The sequence below is a fragment of the Luteibacter sahnii genome, assembly GCF_034063545.1.
Lineage (GTDB): Bacteria > Pseudomonadota > Gammaproteobacteria > Xanthomonadales > Rhodanobacteraceae > Luteibacter > Luteibacter sahnii.
In genome coordinates this window covers 1,073,118-1,095,268 of record NZ_JAQLOK010000002.1, presented here as the reverse complement: position 1 = coordinate 1,095,268, position 22,151 = coordinate 1,073,118, and the positions used below count along the sequence as shown (strand labels likewise).

At 67.4% G+C, this 22,151-nt stretch carries 18 protein-coding genes; 11 read left to right on the top strand and 7 right to left on the bottom strand.

The window, feature by feature from the left end; translation table 11 throughout:
* Positions 1-8: 8 nt before the first annotated feature.
* The gene (locus PI246_RS10265; protein ID WP_320551159.1) at positions 9-1,268 is read right to left on the bottom strand and encodes an MFS transporter; all 1,260 of its coding nucleotides are present in this window, start codon (positions 1,266-1,268) and stop codon (positions 9-11) included.
* Positions 1,269-1,366: 98 nt separating this feature from the next.
* Here PI246_RS10265 and PI246_RS10260 point away from each other — a divergent pair, with 98 nt between their 5' ends.
* Positions 1,367-2,074 (top strand): hypothetical protein, encoded by a 708-nt coding sequence (locus tag PI246_RS10260; RefSeq protein ID WP_320551158.1) that lies wholly within the window; start codon positions 1,367-1,369, stop codon positions 2,072-2,074.
* Between the two features lie 46 nt (positions 2,075-2,120).
* Here the strand turns inward: PI246_RS10260 and PI246_RS10255 are convergent, their stop codons facing one another.
* A complete protein-coding gene (locus tag PI246_RS10255) occupies positions 2,121-2,942 on the bottom strand; it encodes a ferritin-like domain-containing protein (protein ID WP_320551157.1) in 822 nt (273 codons plus the stop codon).
* Positions 2,943-3,039: 97 nt separating this feature from the next.
* Positions 3,040-3,453 carry a universal stress protein gene (locus tag PI246_RS10250; RefSeq protein ID WP_320551156.1) on the bottom strand — a complete coding sequence of 138 codons (414 nt, stop codon included), beginning with the start codon at positions 3,451-3,453 and terminating at the stop codon, positions 3,040-3,042.
* A 204-nt stretch (positions 3,454-3,657) separates the two neighbouring features.
* On the opposite strand from PI246_RS10250, the gene PI246_RS10245 reads away from it, so the two are divergent.
* From PI246_RS10245 to PI246_RS10225, 5 genes are all read left to right on the top strand, one after another.
* Positions 3,658-4,113 carry a hypothetical protein gene (locus PI246_RS10245; protein ID WP_320551155.1) on the top strand — a complete coding sequence of 152 codons (456 nt, stop codon included), beginning with the start codon at positions 3,658-3,660 and terminating at the stop codon, positions 4,111-4,113.
* Positions 4,114-4,228: 115 nt separating this feature from the next.
* Entirely contained in the window at positions 4,229-4,753 is a 525-nt protein-coding gene (locus PI246_RS10240; protein WP_320551154.1) for a peroxiredoxin, read from the top strand.
* Positions 4,753-5,295, top strand: a complete 543-nt coding sequence (locus tag PI246_RS10235; RefSeq protein WP_320551153.1) for a hypothetical protein — start codon at positions 4,753-4,755, stop codon at positions 5,293-5,295. The genes PI246_RS10240 and PI246_RS10235 overlap by 1 nt, the downstream gene beginning before the upstream one ends.
* Before the next feature lie 58 nt (positions 5,296-5,353).
* Positions 5,354-6,106, top strand: coding sequence for a DUF2884 family protein (locus tag PI246_RS10230; RefSeq protein ID WP_320551152.1), 753 nt, complete (start codon positions 5,354-5,356; stop codon positions 6,104-6,106).
* Between the two features lie 67 nt (positions 6,107-6,173).
* The gene (locus PI246_RS10225; RefSeq protein WP_320551151.1) at positions 6,174-6,608 is read left to right on the top strand and encodes a PA2169 family four-helix-bundle protein; all 435 of its coding nucleotides are present in this window, start codon (positions 6,174-6,176) and stop codon (positions 6,606-6,608) included.
* A 4-nt stretch (positions 6,609-6,612) separates the two neighbouring features.
* Here the strand turns inward: PI246_RS10225 and PI246_RS10220 are convergent, their stop codons facing one another.
* Complete coding sequence (locus PI246_RS10220; protein ID WP_320551150.1) at positions 6,613-6,834, bottom strand: hypothetical protein; 222 nt, start codon at positions 6,832-6,834, stop codon at positions 6,613-6,615.
* A gap of 37 nt (positions 6,835-6,871) precedes the next feature.
* Positions 6,872-10,447, bottom strand: coding sequence for a transporter substrate-binding domain-containing protein (locus tag PI246_RS10215; protein ID WP_320551149.1), 3,576 nt, complete (start codon positions 10,445-10,447; stop codon positions 6,872-6,874).
* A gap of 109 nt (positions 10,448-10,556) precedes the next feature.
* Between PI246_RS10215 and PI246_RS10210 the strand changes: the two genes are divergently transcribed.
* The 3 genes from PI246_RS10210 to PI246_RS10200 all read left to right on the top strand — a co-directional run bounded on the left by PI246_RS10210 (position 10,557) and on the right by PI246_RS10200 (position 18,205).
* Complete coding sequence (locus tag PI246_RS10210; protein ID WP_320551148.1) at positions 10,557-11,186, top strand: response regulator transcription factor; 630 nt, start codon at positions 10,557-10,559, stop codon at positions 11,184-11,186.
* A gap of 123 nt (positions 11,187-11,309) precedes the next feature.
* Entirely contained in the window at positions 11,310-12,143 is an 834-nt protein-coding gene (locus PI246_RS10205; protein WP_320551147.1) for a DUF2884 family protein, read from the top strand.
* A 230-nt stretch (positions 12,144-12,373) separates the two neighbouring features.
* Positions 12,374-18,205, top strand: coding sequence for an autotransporter-associated beta strand repeat-containing protein (locus PI246_RS10200; RefSeq protein WP_320551146.1), 5,832 nt, complete (start codon positions 12,374-12,376; stop codon positions 18,203-18,205).
* A gap of 96 nt (positions 18,206-18,301) precedes the next feature.
* Here the strand turns inward: PI246_RS10200 and PI246_RS10195 are convergent, their stop codons facing one another.
* Positions 18,302-19,333, bottom strand: a complete 1,032-nt coding sequence (locus PI246_RS10195) for an aldo/keto reductase (RefSeq protein ID WP_320551145.1) — start codon at positions 19,331-19,333, stop codon at positions 18,302-18,304.
* Positions 19,334-19,444: 111 nt separating this feature from the next.
* Positions 19,445-20,302, bottom strand: a complete 858-nt coding sequence (locus PI246_RS10190) for a PA4780 family RIO1-like protein kinase (RefSeq protein WP_320551144.1) — start codon at positions 20,300-20,302, stop codon at positions 19,445-19,447.
* Positions 20,303-20,489: 187 nt separating this feature from the next.
* Between PI246_RS10190 and PI246_RS10185 the strand changes: the two genes are divergently transcribed.
* Together PI246_RS10185 and trpD are read left to right on the top strand one after the other, a co-directional pair.
* Positions 20,490-21,086: an anthranilate synthase component II gene (locus tag PI246_RS10185; RefSeq protein ID WP_320551143.1), complete on the top strand. Its 597-nt coding sequence runs from the start codon at positions 20,490-20,492 to the stop codon at positions 21,084-21,086.
* Between the two features lie 19 nt (positions 21,087-21,105).
* Entirely contained in the window at positions 21,106-22,137 is a 1,032-nt protein-coding gene (gene trpD, locus PI246_RS10180) for an anthranilate phosphoribosyltransferase (protein WP_320551142.1), read from the top strand.
* Positions 22,138-22,151 lie beyond the last annotated feature (14 nt).

The window sequence follows — 22,151 nt, the reverse complement described above, 5'->3', positions numbered from 1 at the left end:
TGGGCTTGTCAGACCGTGTCGCTGGCGCCCTCCTGCGGCACCGGTTCGGAAACCAGACCCTGGCGGCGGCGCAGCGACGGGAACCACCACATCCACAGGCCCACTACCACCAGCGTGCCGATGCCGCCGATGATCGTGGCGTGCACGGCGCCGACCGCCGCGGCGAGGATGCCCGATTCGAACTCGCCCAGCTGGTTCGAGGTGTTGACGAAGATCGCGTTGACCGCGCTGACCCTGCCGCGCATGTCGTCCGGGGTCTCCAACTGCACCAGGGCGCCGCGGATCACCATGCTGACCATGTCGAACGCGCCCAGCGCGAACAATGCGGCGAGGGAAAGCGGCAGCGACGTGGACACCGCGAATACCAGCGTGGCCAGGCCGAACCCCGCCACCGAGGCGAACATGATCGGGCCTACCCGACGGGTCAGCGTGTGCCTCGAGAGCCAGATCGACATCAGAAGCGCGCCCACGGCCGGGGCCGAGCGCAGCAGGCCGAGGCCCCATGGACCGGTATGCAGCACGTCGCGGGCGAAGATCGGCAGCAGGGCCGTGGCGCCGCCAAGCAGCACGGCGAAGAGGTCGAGGGAAATCACGCCGAATACCGCCGGGCGATGGCGAATGAAATGCACCCCCGCGAAGAGCGTCTTCAGGGTGGCCGGTTCGCGGCGAGGGGGTGCCTTCTCGTACGTCAGTCGCGACATCAGCGTCAGCGCCACGAGATAGAGCAGGGCCGACACGCCGTAGACCGTGCCGGGCCCGGCGACGTAGAGCAGGCCGCCCAGGGCGGGGCCCGCGATCATCGCGGCCTGTCCGGCGGCGGACGACGAGGCCATGGCCCGCGGCAGGAGCGGGGTGGGCACCAACGCGGGCAGCATCGACGACATGGCCGGAAATTCGAACGCCTTGGCCACGCCCACCACGAAGACGAGGGAAAGGATGCCCGTCTCGTTGAGGTGACCGCTCAGGCTGAACCCGGCCAACAGCACGATGGCGATCCACTCCACCGCCTGGCACAAGGTCACGATGCGGCGGCGATCGAATTGGTCCGCCACATGCCCCGCGGGCAGGGCGAGCAGCACGGAGGGAACGAACTGCACCAGACCGATCAGGCCCAGGTCGACGGCGCGGCCGGTGAGGGCATAGACCTGCCAGCCGACGGCGACAGACATCATCTGGAACCCGAAACCGGAGGCATTGCGCGCGAACCAGTACAGGACGAAGGCGCGGTGGCGGAGCAGTGACTCGGCGCCGGGGGAGAGGGATGGCATGGAGGATCCTTGGGTCGTGCCCCGATTTTACGCCCGCCTTGCCAGTCGTGACGCCTACGGGCCAAGCTAGGCACTGGTTATCCGGGAATCGCCACGCCATGCGCCGCACCGCCGCCCTTTTCGCCGCCCTCGTCCTGGCCGGCTGCTCATCCCCCCAAGAGTCGCAGCCCGCGTCCGCGTCCTCGGCGGCCAGCGACGCCCATGCCGAGGCGGCGAAGAAGCTGGAGATCTACCAGCAGCTGCTCAAGCTGCACAACGACGGGCCGGCGGTGCAGATCGGCCATGAAATCGTGGACAAATACCCCGACTCGCCCGCCGCGGCCGAGGTGAAGAAGACGCTCGGCCCCTTGGAGGCGAACTACACGTCCGTCACCGAAAAGAACCGGCTCGCGGCCCTGTGGCTCTACCAGGTGTCGCCGATGCAGGGCGGCACGCAGAGCACGGCCACGCTGTCGTCGTCGCGTCCGTCCGGTGAGGAAGCCGTGCGGCTCATCCTGCGCCGCCACACTGACTGGGGCCAGAGTGTGTTTCTCTATGCCGTGGCGGGCAAGGGCTTCGTCTGCAAGGGCGATTGCTCCCTGAAGGCTACCTTCGACGGCAAGGCGAAGACGATCAAGGCATTCCGTCCCCCCACGGGCGAACCCGCGCTGCTGTTCCGCAACGACGCGTCGTTCCTCAAGGACCTCGCCGGCACGAAGCGGCTGACCATCGACGTGGTCATCAGCCGCGGCGAAACCACCCTCACCTTCGAAACCGGTGGCTTCGATCCGGCGAAATGGCAGGCCCTGCCAAAGAAGAAAAAGTAGTCCGGGTGTCCTGACCAGGCCGCGGAACCGTCCGCGGCCTGGTGCGTCAATGCAGGAACAGCTTCTCGGTGATCCGCGTGAGCGGCTTCTCGAGAAAGGTGTTCACGCGCGCAGGAAGGTCGAGCGGGCGCAGCAGCATCTTCACCGTCATTTCGGCGGGAATATGGCGCTTGAGCATCCCTTCGGCTTTCGTGGTGACACGCCGGAACTCGGCGTCGTCGTGCGCTTTCTCGGGATAGCGCGTGTTGAAGACGTGGCGCAATGCAATGTCGCTGTCTTCATTCTTGATCTCGCTCAGACGCTTGAGCAGCGTGCGCAGCGTGCTGATGCGACCGATGCGGTCGCGTTCGCGATAGATGCGGAAATGCTGGTAGAAGTGCTTGTAGTGCCGCACTTCGTCGCTCTTGATGTAGTTGGTGAGCTCGCGTAGCACGGGCTCGTCGGTCACGTCGTTGAGCGCGCGATACAGGCTCGCGGTGCCGGTTTCCACCACGCACCGTGCGGCCAGTTCGAGGCCGCGGTTGGGTTCCAGCTCTTCGGAGGTGCACACCGAGCCGTAGTGGGCGAAGAAATGCCTGAAGCCTGTGTCCCAGTCGAACTCGGGCCACACATGCTTGACGTAGGCGGCGAGCGCGCGGCCGTGCTGAAGCTCTTCGTGCTCCCAGTGATCGCGCAGCCAGCCCTGCAGTTCGTCGTCGCCGGCGAAGTGGTCGACGAGGTTGTGCGTGTAGAGGTCGGAGCCGCTCTCAACGAACGACGAGCTGCAAAGAAGGAAAAAGAGGTCTTCGTTGTCCCTGACCTTGGCGACGTCGATGCGCGAGAAGTCGAGCTTTTCGAGCGTCCATGGCAGGCTGGCGGTGTAACTCACTGCGGGTGTTCCTCGGCGCACGGGTGGGGTCGCCCCCCCCAGGGGCGCGTCTGACCGAATTGTGACAAATGCGGGGCGCGAATAGCTACGACCGTCCCTAGCGGACCACGGTGACCGGCACATGGGCTTTCGCCAGCACGTCGGTGGAGGTCGATCCCATGAGCCATCTGGCCAGGGCGCCACGCCCGGTGTGGCCCACCACGATGTGGTCGGCGCCGTGCTTTTCCACGTAGGCGAGCAGGGCGTCCCCCGGGCTGCCATGGACCATCGCCACACCCACCTCAATCCCGGGGTCCGGCGCCAGTTGACCGACCTCCGCACGCAGGTCGGCCAGTCGCTCGTCGCCGTTGTCGGCCATCACCAGCGGCGCCGTGTCCGAGCCGTTCTCCAGCTGGTAAACCGAGACCACGGACACCCGCGCGCCCGCGCAACGGGCCAGGTCGAGCGCAAACAGGTAGGCGCGCCGGGCGGTTTCCGAGCTGTCGTAGCCGACCAGGATGTGCTTGGGCATGGCATTTCCTTGGGCAGTCGATACGCCGCCATGGTAGACACGGCAGGCGTGACGGGTAGATCGATTCACCACCCCTCGACGATCCTGCGCCGTAGCTGAATGTCCCGCGCTGCCGTCCAGTTTTCTTCACATTCGTGAGCCGAGAATGCCCCCGTCGGACGACTTCCGTCCGCCCAGTCGCCATTTCCAGCAGGGAGAACGAAGATGATCAAGCGTATTACCGGGTTGGCCGTCCTGACTCTGGCTGCCGCGGGGGCGTTCGCTGCCCAGCCGGCCAAGGCCGACAGCGCCGTCGAAACCAAGTGCCACATGACCTTCAACACCTCTGGCTGGGCGGTCATCTACAAGCATGTCGACGGCACGGGCATGGTTCGTTGCGACAACGGCCAGACCGCCACCGTTCGCATCCACATCCGTGGCGGTGGCCTGACCGCCGGTAAGTACAGCATCGAAAACGGCAAGGGTGAATTCACCCACGTCAAGAACATCGGCGAGATCTATGGCTCCTACGCCACCGCTGGCGCCAACGCCGGCGCGGTCAAGAGCGCCGAGAGCCTGGCGATGACCAAGGGCGAAGTGTCCTTGGCCGTCACCGGTACGGGCCGTGGCTTCAACCTTGGCGTCGACGTGAGCAACTTCGAGATCGTCAAGGCGAAGTAATCCGTTTCCATCGATCGATCGACGAAGGCGCCCTCGTGGCGCCTTTTTCGTTGAGGCAGGCAACCCGTGCCGTCCCGCGGGTACACTCACGCATCCACCCCGAGAGGTTACCCCCATGCGTCGTCTGCTCGTCTCGCTCGCGCTCTGCCTCGTTTCCCTGTCCGCCTGGGCCGCCCAGCCGACCGTGGGCGACAAAGCCCCGGATTTCAGGCTGCAGGACCAGAAAGGCACGTGGCACACGCTGGACACCCACAAGGGTCAGTGGCTCGTGTTGTATTTCTATCCGAAGGATTTCACGGCCGGCTGCACCACCGAGGTCTGCACCTATCGTGACGACACCGCCAAGCTGCACAAGGCCGGCGCCGAGGTGCTGGGCGTGAGCCTCGACGACGTCAAGTCGCACCAGGAATTCGCCGAGAAGTATCACGTGCCGTTCCCGCTGCTCTCCGATGCCGACAGCAAGGTCGCTACCGACTACGGCGTGCTGGTCGACCACCTGGGCATCAAGTACGCGCGCCGTGAAACCTTCCTCATCGACCCGTCCGGCAAGATCGTCAAGATCTACAAGGATGTCGATCCGGAGAAGAACTCCGGCCAGGTGCTCGCCGATCTGGCCGCCCTGAAAAAGCCGGGTGCCTGATGGCGTTGAAGCCCGTCACGGCCCCCGGCGGGGACCGTCCCTTCGCGGCGTGGCGCATTGTCGTCTGGCTGGTGATGCTGCTGTCCGGCGCGGCGCTCGTGCTCAACGCCTTCGCGGTCTTCATGGTCTCCCAGGCGTGGCTGACGCTCAGTCCCGAAGCGATCGCCAACGGTCCCGATCCCCGCGTGACGCTGGCCTGGAGCGTGGGCTACGCCGTGGTGGCTTTCATCACCGTGGCGCTCTCGCTCGGGACGCTGCGCTGGCGGGAATGGGGCCGCGCCGGGTTGCGTATCGTGGCGCTCCTGCTGGCGGCGTGGGCGGTCTACACGGCGTGGGTCGGCTATGACCAATGGCGCCAAATCGGCGTCGTGTTGTCCCAACCCGGCCTGCCGCCGCTGTGGCTGGCGCAGGCCGAGCGCCGGCGGACGATCCTGCTGGTGGGTGTGATCCTCAAGGCGATCACGGTGCCGACGCTGGCCTGGTTGTCCTGGCGGCTGGGCAGCCTCCGCGTCCGCGAGCAGTTCGGCCAGGTCGCGATCTAGCGGTTCAGCGACGATTCGCCCCCGGGCGCGTATCGAAGGGTTTTTCGACGGATACCCCATGCGCGCCCGCTCCCTCGCCTTTCTCGCCACCGCCTGGTTCGCAGGCGGTGCCGCGGCCCAGGATCTCGATCACGCCTGTCGCGTGGCGAGTACCTACGACCTGACCGTGAAGCCCGAGGCCTTGCTGTTCGAGCGGACGGACGTCGCACCCCGCACCGTGCGCATGCATGGCGGGAGCCTGGACACCGACGGTCGCCCGGTGGCGCTGCGGCCCGACGAGCAGGATCGCGTGGCCTTGTTCGAGAGCCGGGTGCGGATGCTGGTACCCAAGGCAAAGGCCATTGCCACCAATGGCGTCGACGTCGCCGCGCGCGCCGTTCGCGACGAGGCGTCGGCCGCCGCGCCCGATGCGGTGGCCAGCGGCGATGTCGATCGCGTGCTCAACGCCCGCGTCGCCGACATCAAGCGCCGCATTGCCGCCAGCCAGAGCACGCGGGACTGGCAGGAAGACGCCATGCGCGCCTATGCGCAAGAAATCGTCTCCGACATCGCTCCCGTCCTGACCCAGGATGTGGGCACTCAGGCCATGCAAATGGCCATGAGCGGCGATCTGCAGGGCGCGGCGGCGCTTCGCGACCGCGTTTCGTCGCTGACCGGCGGAGCCCAGGGCCGTATCGTCGCCAAGTTGCGCACGGCGCTCGAGCCCCGCGTGCGCGCCCTGTGCCCCGCCGTGCAGGAGCTCGAAGACCTGCAGTCAGGTTTGCATGACGCGTCGGGACGGCCGCTGGCATTGCTCGAGCCGGGGGAATGACTCCACGCTGAGCGATGAAGGCCTACGTTTAACGCCGGCTAAGACCGCTGGCGCTAACGTGGGACCCATGGAACGTAGTGCCGTCCGAGTCGTCAATGGGTTGATCCGCCGGGTTATCGCGGATCGAGACCTGTACCTGCAGGCGGCGCGCGCGGTTCGTGAGCCGGGTCTCAGGGCCATCCTTGATGAATCGGCAACCTCGTTGACCGCCATCGCGTCGGACCTTCAGAAGGAGGTCAACGCCACGGGCGGCCGGGCCGCCACGGTGGGAAGCGCTTTTTCGGGCGTGCGCCGGACCATGGTCGAAGCCTCGGCCAGACTCTCCCACGATCCTGACGTCACCTACATCCGCACGCTCGAACACATGGAGCGGCGGTTGCTTGATGCGTTTCTCAAGCTGGAAGCGTCATCGCGCGATCGCGCAACCGTCGGGCGGCACATCGCCCGACTCCGTCTGTTGCACCTGGACATGGTGCAATTGGGCGGCGCGGCAGGCCGCTGAGCGATCACGCGGCGAGCCGTTCTTCGCGCAGTCGCTTCTGCAGACATGGCCCGCCGGTCACCTTGACGGGCAACGGCGATGTAAGGCTTTCCCTGTCCGCGAAAAAGTTGGCGAAGGCGATCGCGTCGGCCATGTCGTCGCGACGCGCGATCGGCTGGCCATCCCGGAAGATGCCCCATGCGCCGTCCATTTCGGCGACGTGGTAACGGATGCTCTGCTGCGGCATGATCGACCTCGGTCGCTCTCGTTCGTAGGGAGTGGTCCTATGGTGTAGGTGCGACTGCGTCGCCGGAATCAGACGAGTCTGAAAATTCAGACAAATCGACGGCGCGCCGGTCCAGTGCCCTGGCGGCTCCTTCCAGCCTTCGGACATAGCCTTCCAACGTGTCGAGAAACGGTGCGATGCGGCGCATGGCGTCGTCTGCCTGGGCACCCCGCAGCGCGTGTTCCAGCGACTCGCCCACCGCGGCTTCGGGCGATGCGCCGAATATGCGCATGCCGCCAAGGATCCTGTGCAGCGTGATCGCGGCGTCGCCCGGCGTATTAGCAGACCGCAGCCGTGCCATGTCCTCACGCGTCGACTCGGCGAAGCGCCGCACCAGCGACGGCACGATCGCAAGGTCGCCGAAGGTGTCTTCCAGCAGGCCGGTGTCCCAGGGGAGGTCTTCGCCCAACGTACATGTCGACAGTGCGATGCGCAGGGCGTCCAGGCGCACTGGCTTGGCGAGGAAGCCGTCCATGCCCGCGTCGAGGCAGCGTTCTCTTTCGCCCGCCATCGCGTTCGCCGTCATGGCCACGATAGGCACGCAGGCGCCCCTTGCCCGAAGCGCCCGCGTGAGACCATAGCCGTCGAGCCCGGGCATGTGCAGGTCGGTGAGCAGCACGTCCGCCGGTCCGCGGATGACGAGTTCGAGGGCCTCCTCGCCGCTGGCGACCACGCGATGACGGTGGCCGAGACGCTCAAGCTGTGCCACCACCAGCTCCCGATTGATGGGGTGATCCTCCGCCACGACGATGTCGAGCGAGCGCGTCGGGAGGGCCTCACTGGCCGTGCTGACCACGGCAGGCGCGTTACAACGGCGCATGGGCATCTCGACCGTCACGCAGGTGCCTTCGCCCAAGGCGCTTTGCAGGCTGATCCGGCCCTGCAGCAGGTCGACGAGGCGGCGGCTGATGGCCAGCCCCAGGCCGCTGCCGCCGAAGCGTCGCCCGGTGGACGGCTCGGCCTGCGCGAAGGGTGCAAACAGGCGCGAGGCATCGTCCGGCGCGATGCCGATGCCGGTATCGCGGACGCTGAAGCGAAGCCACTGCACCGCGTCGCTCGTGGTCAGCACCTCCACATGCAGGCCGACACAGCCGCGCTCGGTGAACTTGATCGCGTTGCTGACGAGGTTGAGTAGCACCTGGCGCAGGCGTATGGCGTCGGATGCCAGCCATGGCGCGACGCCGGGGTCTACCTCGTGACAAAGCGCCAGGCCCTTGGCGCCGGCTTGGCCCGCGAACAGATCCACGATGCCCGCCACCAGGGCGCGCGTGTCGACCGGCCCGAATGCCACGGGGAGGCGGCCGGCCTCGATCCGGGACAGGTCAAGGACGTCGTCGAGGATCTGCATCAGTGCTTCGGCGGAGTGCCCGGCCGTGTCCCGCAGCCGCCGCTGTTCCGAGGTGAGGGGGGTATCGCCGAGCAGTTCGAGCATGCCAATCACGCCATGCATCGGCGTGCGGATCTCGTGGCTCATCGTCGCGAGGAACTCGCTCTTCGCCCGCGTGGCGCGTTCGGCCGCCTCTTTGGCTGCCGCCAGCTGGCTCGACTGGCGGTGCCGTTCCGACACGTCGATCCAGTAGCCCGTGAACTCCACCACGGGCCCTTCACCGCGCGGCACCGCGTGCGATGCGATCCAGCGGGGCGGATCAACGTCGCGCACGCGCATCTCCGCGTGGAAAGGCGTCAGCGACGCCGCGGCGCGGGCGATTTCCGCCTGCACCAGCGGCTGGTCGCGCGGGTCGATGCGCGCGAACGCGCTGCGTTCATCATGCAGGAACACGTCGGCGCCGACGCCGAAGATGGGCTCGGGATTGCCGCCGACGTAGGTGAATTCGAGACGTCCGTCGGGATGGTGGCGAAACCGGTAGACCAGGGCCGGCACGTGGCGGGTGACATCGTCGAGCTGCGTTTCGATGTGCCGCCGTCGGCGGATCTCGCGGCGCAGTCGCAGGTGGGCGTAGGTGACCGCGAGCAGCAGCGCCACCACGGCGCTCCCCGCCGGACCGACCTTGCGCGCGACCTCGCTCCACGAACCGCCCCAGGTGTAGTGGGCGCGCAACCAGGCGTTGGCGATGGACCTGGCCCGCCGCTCGGGCATGCGGGCGAGCACGCGGTCGATCAGTGGCTGCAGCTTCGCGTAGCGATGCGCCACCGCCATGGCGATCTCATCGCGTTCGCCAGTCGCGGCGGTGACTTTCAGTCGGCCGGGGTAGTCGCGCCGGATGAGGTGGTCCACGCTCGCGACATCGCCCACGTAGGCGTCTGCGCGACCCGACAGCACGGCGTCCAGTCCCTCGCGCACCGACGACACCGGCAGCGTCTCTGCGGCGGCGATGCCCCGTACGGCCTGTGCCACGGCAGGGCGGGCGAGGTTGGCGGCGACGCGTCGTCCGGCCAGGTCGTGCACCGAAGCGACGGTCACGGCATCGTCTCGCGTGACGATCATCACCGGGAACTCGGTATAGGGCGTCGTGAAGTCGAACCGCGCCGAGAGCTCGGTATTTCGCGGCGAGGCGGCCGGCAGGAGATCGATCTCCCCTGCGGCGGCGCGGCGGAGTGTGTCGGCCCAGTCGTCGGTCGGCACCACCTCGTAACGCAGGCCGAGGACGCGGGCCACGTCACGCAGGTAATCCGAGGCCAGGCCGTCAAGCCGCCCCCGGCGGTCGAGCAGCGTGATCGGTGCCGACGTCGGATCGATGCCGACCCGCAGTGTCGGAAGCCGGGCCAGCCACGCTCGCTCGCTGGCGCTGAGGGGCACGTCGAGTTCGGCGGCGAAGCGCCCCGGGGTGTCGCCCACCCATGCGGCGCGCAGATGGGCGTGATCGTCCGGCGAGAGGCGCTCCAGCGCGTGGTCGAGCGCGTTGAGCAGCGGCGCGCGGCCGCTCCTCGCCGCCACCGCGAACGACAGCGTAGCGAACGGCAGCGGTGCCGTCGGACCGATCCGTAGCCGGTCGCCGAGGTTCGCCGTGAGCATCGCGGCATCCAGCGCGTGCGGATCGCCGACCACCGCGTCGGCCCGCCCCTGGTCCAGTTCACGCAGCGCGGCCGCGGTGGTGGGCACATGGATCACCTGCGCCTCGGGGAGATAGCGGCGGATGGCATCCTCTTCGGCATGTCCCGTCTGGGTGGCGATGCGAACGGTGCGCAGGTCGCCGAATCGCGCGATGCGCGTGTCGTCGCGCCGCAGCGCGATCACCGGGGATGCTTCGTAGTAAGGCGCGCCAAGCAACAGCTTTCCGTTGCGTTCGGGCGTGGGAGCGACGTCCATCAACAGGTCGACGTCGCCGTCCTGCGCGGCCGCCATCGCCGAAGGCCAGTCGGGATACACCCGGAACCGCACCGCGATACCCAGGTCGTTCGTCAGACGCCGCAGGTAATCGACGGCAAGGCCATCGACGTGGCCGTCGCGTACGCGCTCGAAGGGCGCATAGCCTTCGGCGTACGTGGCCGCGACGATCACGGGATGCCGTGCCAGCCACTGCGCCGATGCCGTGGACAGCCGATCGTCGACCGTGGGTGCCGCCTGCGCGACGCGGATACAACAGAACACGAACAATACAAACAGCGATCTCATGGCGTTCCTTCGACCACGAACGGACAATTACGGTAATCTCCACGACGCGTCACTTAAGTAGCACGACTCACGGAAAGTGGCTGCGCATTATTCGCCGCCGATGGAATACATGGCTCTTCGAACGATCCTTGCCGACGATCATCCCGTGGTGCTGATGGGCGCGCGGGCCGCGCTGGAAGCCACCGGTGACATTGAGGTGGTGGGCGAGGCCACGAGCGGCGAGGCCCTGCTCGAACTGCTCGCGTCATGCCCCTGCGACGTCCTGGTCACCGATTTTTCGATGCCCGGTGGCGGCGACGGCCTGTTGCTGATCGACGCGATCCACCGCCGCTTTCCGAGATTGCCCATCGTGGTGCTCACCATGGTGAACAACTCCGCGGTGCTGCAGACGATGCGCGCTCGCGGCGCCATCGGTCTGTGCGACAAGCGGGCCCCCCTGCTGGAGGTCGCCGTCGCGGTACGCCATGCCATCATCGGCTTGCCCTTCGTCAGTGAAACCATCCAGCGGCAGTTTGCCGAGGCCTGCCTGACCGATCGGCCCGGGCACGCGCGACTTTCCGCCCGCGAGATCGAGGTGGTTCGCCTGTATGTCGGCGGCCTGTCGATTTCGGCTATCGCGGAGCGCCTGAGCCGCAGCGTGAAGACCGTGAGCCGGCAGAAGCGCGACGCCATGCAGAAGCTTGGCATCGATCACGACAGCCGGCTGTCCGAATACGCCCGCGAGCACGGCCTGGCGTGACCCTGCCGAAAGTCAGGCCATGACGACGTGCCCATGCGTCGGGTGCCTGGGCGGTTTAAACCGTTTCCTGTCAGGCGGCATCCCAGTCGTCGTGTCCGGAGCCTTTCCGGGAGGGGAACCATCATGCGCCACGCCATCATCGCCGCCGCGCTCGCCGCGGCACTCGCACTCGCGCCGGCCGCTGGGGGCGCCCGCGGCCTGAACGTCAGCACCGACGCCTGCAAATACGATTACGGCACGCCGTACGACGTGGATGTCGCCCGCTCCGGGCTGACCTTCCACCGGACCGACGGTACGCCGGGCCGCATCGTCGTCCACGACGGCTCGCTCGAGGTCGATGGCCGCGCCGTGGCGGTGTCCGCCGCCGACGCCGAGGCGTTGCGCCGTTATGAAAGCGGTGTCCGCCAGTTGATGCCCGAAGTGGCTGCCGTGGCGCGGGAAGGGATCCAGCTCGGGTTCTCCGCGATGACCACGGTCACGATGACCTTCGCCGAGGCCGACCGACGTGAGGAACTGTTGGCGCGCATCCGCCGCAAGCAGGCCGATGCCTTGCGCGAGATCGACCAGGGCGTGGGCGCGGGGCACTGGTCGTCGGTGCGCATGACCGAGTTGACCGCGGGGTCGGTCGCCGACTCGGTGGGCGAACTAGTGGGCTCGGTGACGTCCAACGCGGTGACCGCCGCCCTTTCGGGCGACACCGCCAAGGTCGCCGCCCTGCAGGCCCGAGCCGCCTCGCTCGACAAGGCACTCGACAGCGAGATGGACAAGCGCTCCAAAGCCCTGGAGGCCCGGGCGAAGGGCATCTGCCCTCGGCTGGACGCGCTTGCCGGTCTCCAGCGGGGATGGGGTATCCGGCTCGCGGATGGATCCCCTCTGGCACTGATGACGGTCCGGCCCAGGCAGGAAAGCCGCGACACCTCCGGCGGTGACGGCGCGAGTCGCGTAGCACGGGATTGATGGCGGAAGCGCCTAGCTTGCTCGAATTTTAATGTCAACAGATGAAGGCCATCATGTCCACATATTGCGATTCGCGTCACAAATTGACGCATCGCGCCGATGTGACGCGCATGTAAAAACGGCATAAAACCTGGCTTCATGTCGTTGGCACGGCGTTTGCTCCTGCTCGCCCCCCTGTTTCCGGCCTTCATGGGGAGGGGCGGGGCGCATACGGTCAGGAGCCGTCACCGATGAACAGAATTTTCCGCATCGTCTGGAACCGCGCGATCGGTCAGATGGTCGTTACCTCCGAGCACGCCCGTTCGAACTCCCGCGGTGGCCGCGCTGCCGTGCGTGGCGCGCTCGGCAAGCCGTTCGCCCTGACCGGCCTTGCGCTTGCCCTGGCCTTCGCGATGCCGGCGCACGCTGCGAACCTCGCGATGCCATCGGGGGCGCTGCTCGACATCAACAACGGTTCCGCGCCCAACAGCGCGAGCAACGTCGCTAATCAGTTTCAGACCTATTCGGTGACGTACACCGCGACCGACGCCGGCAACAACTACATCCTCTTCGCTTTCCGCCAGGATCCGTCCTACTGGACGTTCGGCAACGTCGGCCTGTATGCGGCCGGTAGCTCGACCAACCTGTTCACCGACCCGTTGCTCTCCCAGGGCGGCACGTACAGCTCGCAGAGCAACCTGCAGGCGCCGGCCGGCTTCGGCATCGTCTACCAGACCGGCACGACACCGCGCGCCGCGGGCGTATGGCAAGCGCCGGGCACCTCTGGCGCGTCCACCACCAACGTGAACCAGGGCTCCGCCGGCTCGTGGTACGACGGCGCCGTCGGTAGCTTCGACGGCATCTACCAGGGTGTCGAACTGGTGGCCGGCATGACCTACACCATCAGCTTTACCGCGATGACGACCGGGCTGGCGAATACCGCAGGGACCGGATCCAGTGACATCGAGATGGGCGTGTTCGCCGGCAAGTGCGTCAGCCTGAGCGGCCCGGTGACGAACTGCACGCCCGACAACCCGAACTTCACCGTCGCAGCGACCCCGTCGCAGACGCAGAACGCCGGCTCGCCGCCCACGGTCATCAATCAGCCCACGACGACGACGACGCTCGGCACCAACGCGGGTCGTTTCGACGGCGGTACGCTCGTCGTCGACCAGACCACCGATCCCACGCTGAGCCAGAACTTCACGGTCACCGGCCACGGCGGCACCATCGACCAGGCGGGGCACACGTCCACGGTGTCCGGCACGATCTCCGACGATACCGCCGGCACGCCGGGCTCGCTCACGGTCGCCAACAGCGGCCAGGGCGGTGGCGTCACCCTGACCGGTACCAACACGTATACCGGCCACACCACGATCGACAACGGCGCGACGCTCGCCATCGGCGGCACCGGCAGCATTGCTTCGTCCAACGGCGTGACGGACAACGGCATGCTCGACGTGTCCGGTGCCACCCACGACGTCATCGTCAACAGCATCGACGGCCAGGGTAACGTCGCCCTGGGCAGCAACAACCTGATCGTATCCCAGGGCGACGGCACTGCCCTCAACGGCACCATCAGCGGCACGGGCGGCCTCGAGGTCAACGGCGGCACGCAGGTGTTGGGCGGCACCAACACCTACTCCGGCGGTACGCAGGTCTCCAACGCGACGGTGCAGATCGCCAACGACCAGAACCTCGGCGCCGCATCCGGTGGGTTGGCCCTGAACAACGGCACGCTGCACACCACGGGTAACGTCACCACGGCGCGTAACGTCACGGTGACGGGCAACGGCACGTTCAATACTGACGCCAACACGACCACGACCGATACCGGCACGGTGTCGGGCAACGGCGCGCTGATCAAGAGCGGCACCGGCACGCTGGCAATGAGCGGTACGCTGTCGCATAGCGGCGGCACGACGGTGAATGGCGGCACGCTGGTGCTGTCGGGCACCAACACCTACACCGGTGGCAACACGGTGAACACGGGCGGCACGCTGCAGGTCGGCAACGATGCCAACCTGGGCGCGCAGAGCAATGGCGTGGCGCTGAACGGCGGCACGCTGCACACCACGGGTAACGTCACCACGGCGCGTAACGTCACGGTGACGGGCAACGGCACGTTCGACACCGATGCCAACACGACCACGACCGATACCGGCACGGTGTCGGGCAACGGCGCGCTGATCAAGAGCGGCACCGGCACGCTGGCAATGAGCGGTACGCTGTCGCATAGCGGCGGCACGACGGTGAATGGCGGCACGCTGGTGCTGTCGGGCACCAACACCTACACCGGTGGCAACACGGTGAACACGGGCGGCACACTGCAGGTCGGCAACGATGCCAACCTGGGCGCGCAGGGCAATGGCGTGGCGCTGAACGGCGGCACGCTGCACACCACGGGTAACGTCACCACGGCGCGCAACGTCACGGTGACGGGCAACGGCACGTTCGACACCGACGCCAACACGACCACGACCGACAGCGGCACGGTGTCGGGCAACGGCGCACTGATCAAGAGCGGCGCCGGCACGCTGGCGATGAGCGGTACGCTGTCGCATACCGGCGGCACGACGGTGAACGGCGGCACGCTGGTGCTGTCGGGCACCAACACCTACACCGGTGGCAACACGGTGAACGCGGGCGGCACGCTGCAGGTCGGCAACGATGCCAATCTGGGTGCGCAGGCCAATGGCGTGGCGCTGAACAACGGCACGCTGCACACCACGGGTAACGTCACCACGGCGCGTAACGTCACGGTGACGGGCAACGGCACGTTCAATACTGACGCCAACACGACCACGACCGATACCGGCACGGTGTCGGGCAACGGCGCGCTGATCAAGAGCGGCACCGGCACGCTGGCAATGAGCGGTACGCTGTCGCATAGCGGCGGCACGACGGTGAATGGCGGCACGCTGGTGCTGTCGGGCACCAACACCTACACCGGTGGCAACACGGTGAACACGGGCGGCACACTGCAGGTCGGCAACGATGCCAACCTGGGCGCGCAGAGCAATGGCGTGGCGCTGAACGGCGGCACGCTGCACACCACGGGTAACGTCACCACGGCGCGCAACGTCACGGTGACGGGCAACGGCACGTTCAACACCGATGCCAACACCACCACGACTGATACCGGCGCGGTGTCGGGCGCGGGTGCCTTGGTCAAGAATGGCCTGGGCACGCTCGACATCGAAGGCGTCGCGTCGCACACGGGCGGAACCACCGTCAACGAGGGCACCCTGGTGCTCGGCGGCGCGAACACGTACACCGGCGGCAACACGCTCAACGGCGGCACGTTGCAGATCGCATCGGACGCCAACCTGGGCGACGCGTCGAACGGCATCGCGTTCAATGGTGGCTCGCTGTATACCACGGGCAGCTTCACGACGGCGCGTGACCTGTCGCTCAACGGCAGCGGCACGATCGCCACCGACGCAGGCACGACCGTGATCGCCAACGGTAGCGTCAGTGGCGCGTCGGGCCTGGTCAAGAATGGCCTGGGTACGCTCGATATCGAAGGCGTCGCGTCGCACACGGGCGGAACCACCGTCAACGAGGGCACCCTGGTGCTCGGCGGTGCGAACACGTACACCGGCGGCAACACGCTCAACGGCGGCACGTTGCAGATCGCATCGGACGCCAACCTGGGCGGCGCGTCGAACGGCATCGCGTTCGATGGTGGCTCGCTGCATACCACGGGCAGCTTCACGACGGCGCGTGACCTGTCGCTCAACGGCAGCGGCACGATCGCCACCGACGCAGGCACGACCGTGATCGCCAACGGTAGCGTCAGTGGCGCGTCGGGCCTGGTCAAGAATGGCCTGGGCACGCTCGACATCGAAGGCATCGCGTCGCACACGGGCGGAACCACCGTCAACGAGGGCACCCTGGTGCTCGGCGGTGCGAACACGTACACCGGCGGCAACACGCTCAACGGCGGCACGTTGCAGATCGCATCGGACGCCAACCTGGGCGACGCGTCGAACGGCATTGCCTTCAACGGCGGCAACCTCACGGTGACCCGCTCGATGAACACGTCGCGTGGCTTCAGCTTCGGCCCGCAGGGCGCGAGCATCACCACGCTCGACGGCGTCACGCTCGGGCAGCAGGGCGACCTGAGCGGCACCGGCGGCCTGACCAAGCTCGGCGGCGGTACGCTCGTGGTCAGCGGCAACAACACCTTTACGGGCGGCACGCTCATCCGCGGCGGCGTGATCCGGATCGACAGCGGCTCGTCGCTCGGTACGGGCCAGATCCTGCTCCAGGGCGGCATGCTGGAGACGGTAGCGACGTTGGCGACCGGGCAGCAGGTGCTCATCAGCGGCCAGTCGGGCGTCAACGTCGATGCGGGCACGTCCACCGTGCTTTCCGGCAGCCTCAGCGCCGCCTCCGGCGACGCTTGCTTCGTGAAGTCCGGCATGGGTCGCCTCAGCCTCACCGGAAACGCGATGCTGGGTAGCGGCACCTGCGTGCAGCAGGGCGAACTCGCCGCCAACGGCATGCTGACGAGCAGCTTCGTGGAGGTAGACCAGGGTGCGACGCTGCGCGGCATCGGTGCCATCGATGGCCCGGTGACGGTCAGCGGACGCCTTGCCCCCGGTGCGTCGCCGGGTACGCTCACCGTCAACGGTGACGTCACCATGAGCGCGACGAGCACGCTGCAGATGGATATCGACGGCCTGGGCACCGCCCACGGTGTCGGCAACTACGCCCGCCTGCTCGTCGTCGGCGCCGGTCATCGCTTCTTCGCCAACGGCGTGCTCCAGCCGCTGCTTCGCGGCATGACCGGCAGCGCCAGCAACACCTACACGCCGCCGATCGGCACCACGTTCCGCATCGTGACCGCCGACGGTGGCGTGACGGGTCGTTTCAGTGCCATCCAGCCCTCGGACGGCCTGCCGGCGAATGCGCGTTTCGTCGCGTTCTACGGCGTCAACGACGGTCACAGCATCGACCTGCGCGTGGCACCCGTGTCGTACGCGTCGCTGCTCGGTGCAGGTGCGACGCGGAATGACCTGGCCGTCGCCCAGGTGCTGAGCGGCACCCTGGATGCCCAGGGCGCGGGCACCGCCACGGCGGTTCAGACCGGCCTGCTGTATGCCGCGACGGCCGTGGACGCCGCTCACGTGGGCGCCCTGGTGAATGGCCTGTCCGGCGAAGTACACGCCGACGAAGCGGCCGCCGCGCGTGCGGCGGGCCTCGGTATCCAGCGTGATGTCGCCGACCACCTCGGCACCGACGCGCAGGCGTCGACCGATCACCGCGTGTGGGCCAATCTCACCCGCGACGGCAACCGGTCGGTGGCCGACAACCAGGGTTCGGGTTTCGAAACCGGCACCGACCGCACCACGGCCGGCGTGGATCTCTACGCCGACAACGGCACCGTGATCGGTCTGGGCGGTACGCACCATGACACCAACGTGATCTCGCACGGCGGCAGCGGCAGCATCCGTGGCAACTCGGGCTTCGTTTATGCGCAGCAGGCGCTGGGTTCGGCGCTGCTCGACGGCATGGCGGGCTATGGCACCACGGACTGGTCGACCCATCGCGCCGATCCGCTGGGTGGTTCGTCGATCGAGAGCCGCACGTCGGGCAAGGATCTCGTGGCCTCGGCCACCGTCCGCTTCCCGATGCAGACGGCAGCGGGCAATCGCGTGGAACCGTATGCCAGCGTCATCTGGCAGAAGGTCGAGCGTGACGCGGCGAACGAGGGGGGCACCTCGCTCGCGGCCCTTTCGCTCGACAGCCTTTCGCAGAAGGGCACGCGTGTCCTGGGTGGCGTGACCATGGGCTCCAAGGCGGCCGATCCGCTGACGTCGACCCTCACGTGGCGCGCAGGCATCGCGGTGGGTGCGGATACCGGCGATCTGCTCGATCCGACCGTGCACAGCACGCTCGCCGGCCAGCGTTTCGACACGGCCGCGCCTGGCGTCGGTCGTGGGTTCGTGCAGTTGAACGCCAACGGCACGATGCGTCTGGGCAAGGGCACGTACCTCTATGGCGGCCTTACCGCCGAAGAGGGCCGCCGCCGCTCGTCCTACGGCGTGACCGCGGGTATTCGCGTCGCGTTCTGATCGAACCGGTGCAGATGACGAAAGGGGCGGCCTTCGGGTCGCCCCTTTTGTTGTGTGGCGCGGGCTGCCAGCGCCGCGTCGTCCCGGCGCGAGGCCTTACCAGGTGGTGGGCTTCGGATTGCGCTCGTCGAAGTTCTTCTGGTGCCAGTACGGATACGCCGGCGTGGTCTGGCTCACCGTGTCCAGGCGGGTGATTTCCTCGGCGGTGAGCGACCAGCCGACGGCGCCGAGATTCTGCGTGAGCTGCGCCTCGTTGCGCGCGCCGACCACGACGTTGGCCACGGAGGGCCGGCTGAGCGACCAGTTCAGCGCGACCTGGGCGATCGATTTGCCGCGGGCCTGTCCGATCTCGTCGAGCACGTCGACGATGTCGTAAAGCCTCTCGTCGTCCACGGGTGGGCCGCCCACGGCGCCGCCGGATGCGATACGTCCGGCGTCGACCGGCTTGCCGCGGCGGATCTTGCCCGTGAGGCGGCCCCAGCCCAGCGGACTCCAGACCATCGTGCCCACGCCCTGGTCGAGCGCCAGCGGCATGAGCTCCCACTCGTAGTCGCGGCCGATCAGCGAGTAGTAACCCTGGTATGAGACATAGCGGCCGAGGCCGTATTTCTCGGACACCGCCAGCGACTTCATGAGCTGCCATCCGGAGAAATTGGACGCGCCGATGTAGCCGATCTTGCCGCTGGCGATGAGGTCGTCCAGTGCGCGCAGGGTTTCTTCCACCGGTGTGAGCGCATCGAAGCCGTGCATGAAATACAGGTCGATGTGGTCGGTCTGCAGGCGGCGAAGGCTGGCCTCGCAGGCGCGGACCAGGTGATAGCGCGACGAACCCATGTCGTTCGGGCCACTGCCCGTGGGGAAGGTGGCCTTGCTGGCGATGAGCACTTTGTCGCGGCGCCCCTTGAGGGCCTCGCCCAGCACTTCCTCCGAGCCGCCGCCGGAGTAGATGTCCGCGGTGTCGAAGAAATAGAGGCCGTGATCGAGGCACAGGTCGACGATGCGCCGGGCCTCGTCGACCTGGGTGGAGCCCCAGCGCTCGAAGAATTCGCCGGCACCGCCGAAGGTGCCGGTACCGAGGCTGAGGACGGGGACTTTCAGGCCGGAGCGGCCGAGTTGGCGGTGTTCCATGGGATCTCCTTGAGGGGATGGGGCGGGCGGGAGCAGCCCGCGCGTGGAAGCCACCTTGGAGCATGGGGCGCCGCCCGACCGTCCTCAACCAGCCCGGCCCCGCGGGCTCGCCTAGTCATCGTTCTCGGCCGCTTCGCGCCCCTGCTGGCGGATGATCGCCTCCTGGCGGGCGTCTTCAATGGCCTGGCGCACGCCATCAAGGTCGACCTCGCGCTCGTCGGGAACGAACTGGCCAGTGAGCACGGTGTCCGGATGCAGGTCGCCTGCCTCGAACAGGGCCCACATTTCTTCGCCGTACCAGGTGTCAAGCAGGTCGGGCGCCCAGCGACCGAGGTGGGCGGTGAGGTTGTTGACGTCGCGCAACAGCATCGTGCGTGCCGCGTTGTTGCCCGACGCGCTGACCACCTGCGGAAAATCGATCACCACCGGACCGTCGGGCCCCACGAGCACGTTGTAGGCGGAGAGATCGCCGTGGATCAGCCCGCCGCAGAGCATGAGCACCACCTGCCGCACGAGCACGCGGTGGAATTCACGTGCCTCGTCGGCCGCGAGTTCGACCTCGCCCAGGCGGGGCGCGGAAAAGCCATCGGCATCGGTGACCAGATCCATCACCAGCACGCCGTTGAAATAGCCATAAGGCCGCGGCACGCGCGCGCCCGCCGCGTGCAGTTGATAGAGCGCGTCGACCTCGGTGTTCTTCCAGGCCTCTTCCTGCTGCCGGCGGCCGAACCGGGTCGCCTTGCCGATGGCGCGGGCTTCGCGGCTGCCGCGTACCTTGCGGCCTTCCTGGTATTGCACGCGCTGCTGGAAGCTGCGCTGCGCCATGTCCTTGTAGACCTTGGCGCAGCGGACGTCATCGCCGCTGCGCACCACGTAGACGGAGGCTTCCTTTCCGCTCTTGAGCGGCCGCAGCACCTCGTCGATGACACCGTCGTCGATCAGCGCCTGTAATCCTGGGGGTGTTTTCACGTCTCTTTGGGGGTGGCGGCACCGGGGCGTGCCATGGGGCGATTCTCCCACGTCGCCGCCGTGGGCAGGAGGGCAGGGTGTCGAACCCCGGCCGTTCATCGGATAATGGCCGCCCAGGGCCCCAGGCGTGCGCGATCGACGTCGAAAGCCCCCGATACCTACGATAAATCCATTGGATGCCCGTGCCGTGCTCCTGATGATCGACAACTACGACAGTTTCACCTTCAACCTCGTCCAGTACCTGGGCGAACTGGGCCAGGAGGTGAAAGTGGTGCGCAACGATGCCCTGACGGTCGCGGACATCCGTGCGCTGGCGCCCTCGCGCATCATGATTTCTCCGGGGCCGGGCACGCCGGACGACTCGGGCGTGTCGATGGACGTGCTCCGCGAGATGGCCGGCGAGGTGCCGATCTTCGGCGTCTGCCTTGGCCACCAGGCGATGGGGCAGGTGTTCGGCGGCAAGGTGATCCGGGCGCGGGAGATCATGCACGGCAAGACCTCGCCGGTGAAGCACCGGGGGCAGGGCGTCTTCGCGGGGTTGCCCAACCCGTTCGAGGCCACGCGTTACCACTCGCTGGTGGTCGACAAGACCTCGGTGCCCGATTGCCTGGAAATCACGGCATGGACCGAGCGCGAGGACGGCAGCCTCGACGAGATCATGGGCTTGCGCCATCGCACGCTCGACATCGAGGGCGTGCAGTTCCATCCCGAGTCGATCCTCACCCAGCATGGCCACGACCTGCTGCGCAATTTCCTCGGCATGCCGCTTCCGCTCGCCGCCTGATCCACCGTAAGGACGCTTCATGCCGATCACCGCCTCCGAGGCCCTCCAGCGCACCATCGAACATCGCGAGATTTTCCACGACGAGATGATCGAGTTGATGCACCAGATCATGCGCGGCGACGTCAGTCCGTTGATGACCGCCGCGATCCTGACCGGCCTGCGGGTCAAGAAAGAGACGGTGGGCGAGATCACCGGCGCGGCGCGGGTGATGCGCGAACTGTCGGCACGGGTAGACGCCGGCCCGCATCCGCATTTCGTCGATATCGTCGGCACCGGTGGCGACGGCGCCTCCACGTTCAATATTTCCACCGCGTCGATGTTCGTCGCCGCCGCCGCGGGCGCGCGTGTCGCCAAGCATGGTGGCCGCAGCGTCTCGTCGAAGTCCGGCAGCGCCGACGTGCTCGAGGCGTTGGGCGCGCGCATCGACCTGCTCCCGGCCCAGGTGGCCGTGTGCATGGATGAGACCGACATCGGCTTCATGTTCGCCCCGAACCATCACCCCGCGATGAAGGTCGTGGCGCCCGTGCGTCGCGAGATGGGCGTGCGCACGATCTTCAACATCCTCGGGCCACTGACGAATCCGGCCGGAGCGCAGAACATCCTCATGGGTGTATTCCATCCCGACCTGGTCGGCATCCAGGTGCGCGTGCTGCAGGCCCTCGGGGCCCGGCATGCTCTGGTGGTGTGGGGGCGCGACGGCATGGACGAAATCTCCCTCGGCGCCGGCACGATGGTGGGTGAATTGCGCGATGGCACGGTGCGCGAATACGAGATCGAACCGGAGGATTTCGGCCTGGCGATGGCCTCCAGCCGTAATCTGCGGGTGGACGACGCCGCGGCGTCGAAGGCCATGCTGGTCGACGCGATTTCCGGCGTACCGGGCGTGGCCCATGACATCGTCTGCCTGAACGCCGGCGCGGCGCTTTACACCGCCGACGTGACGCCCTCGATCCAGGCCGGTATCGATCTGGCCCGGGCCACCATCGCAAGCGGCGCGGCTCGTGTAAAAATGCAGGCGTTCGTGGCCGCCACCCAGCGGCTCGGCGCCTGATCGCCGTCGCGGCC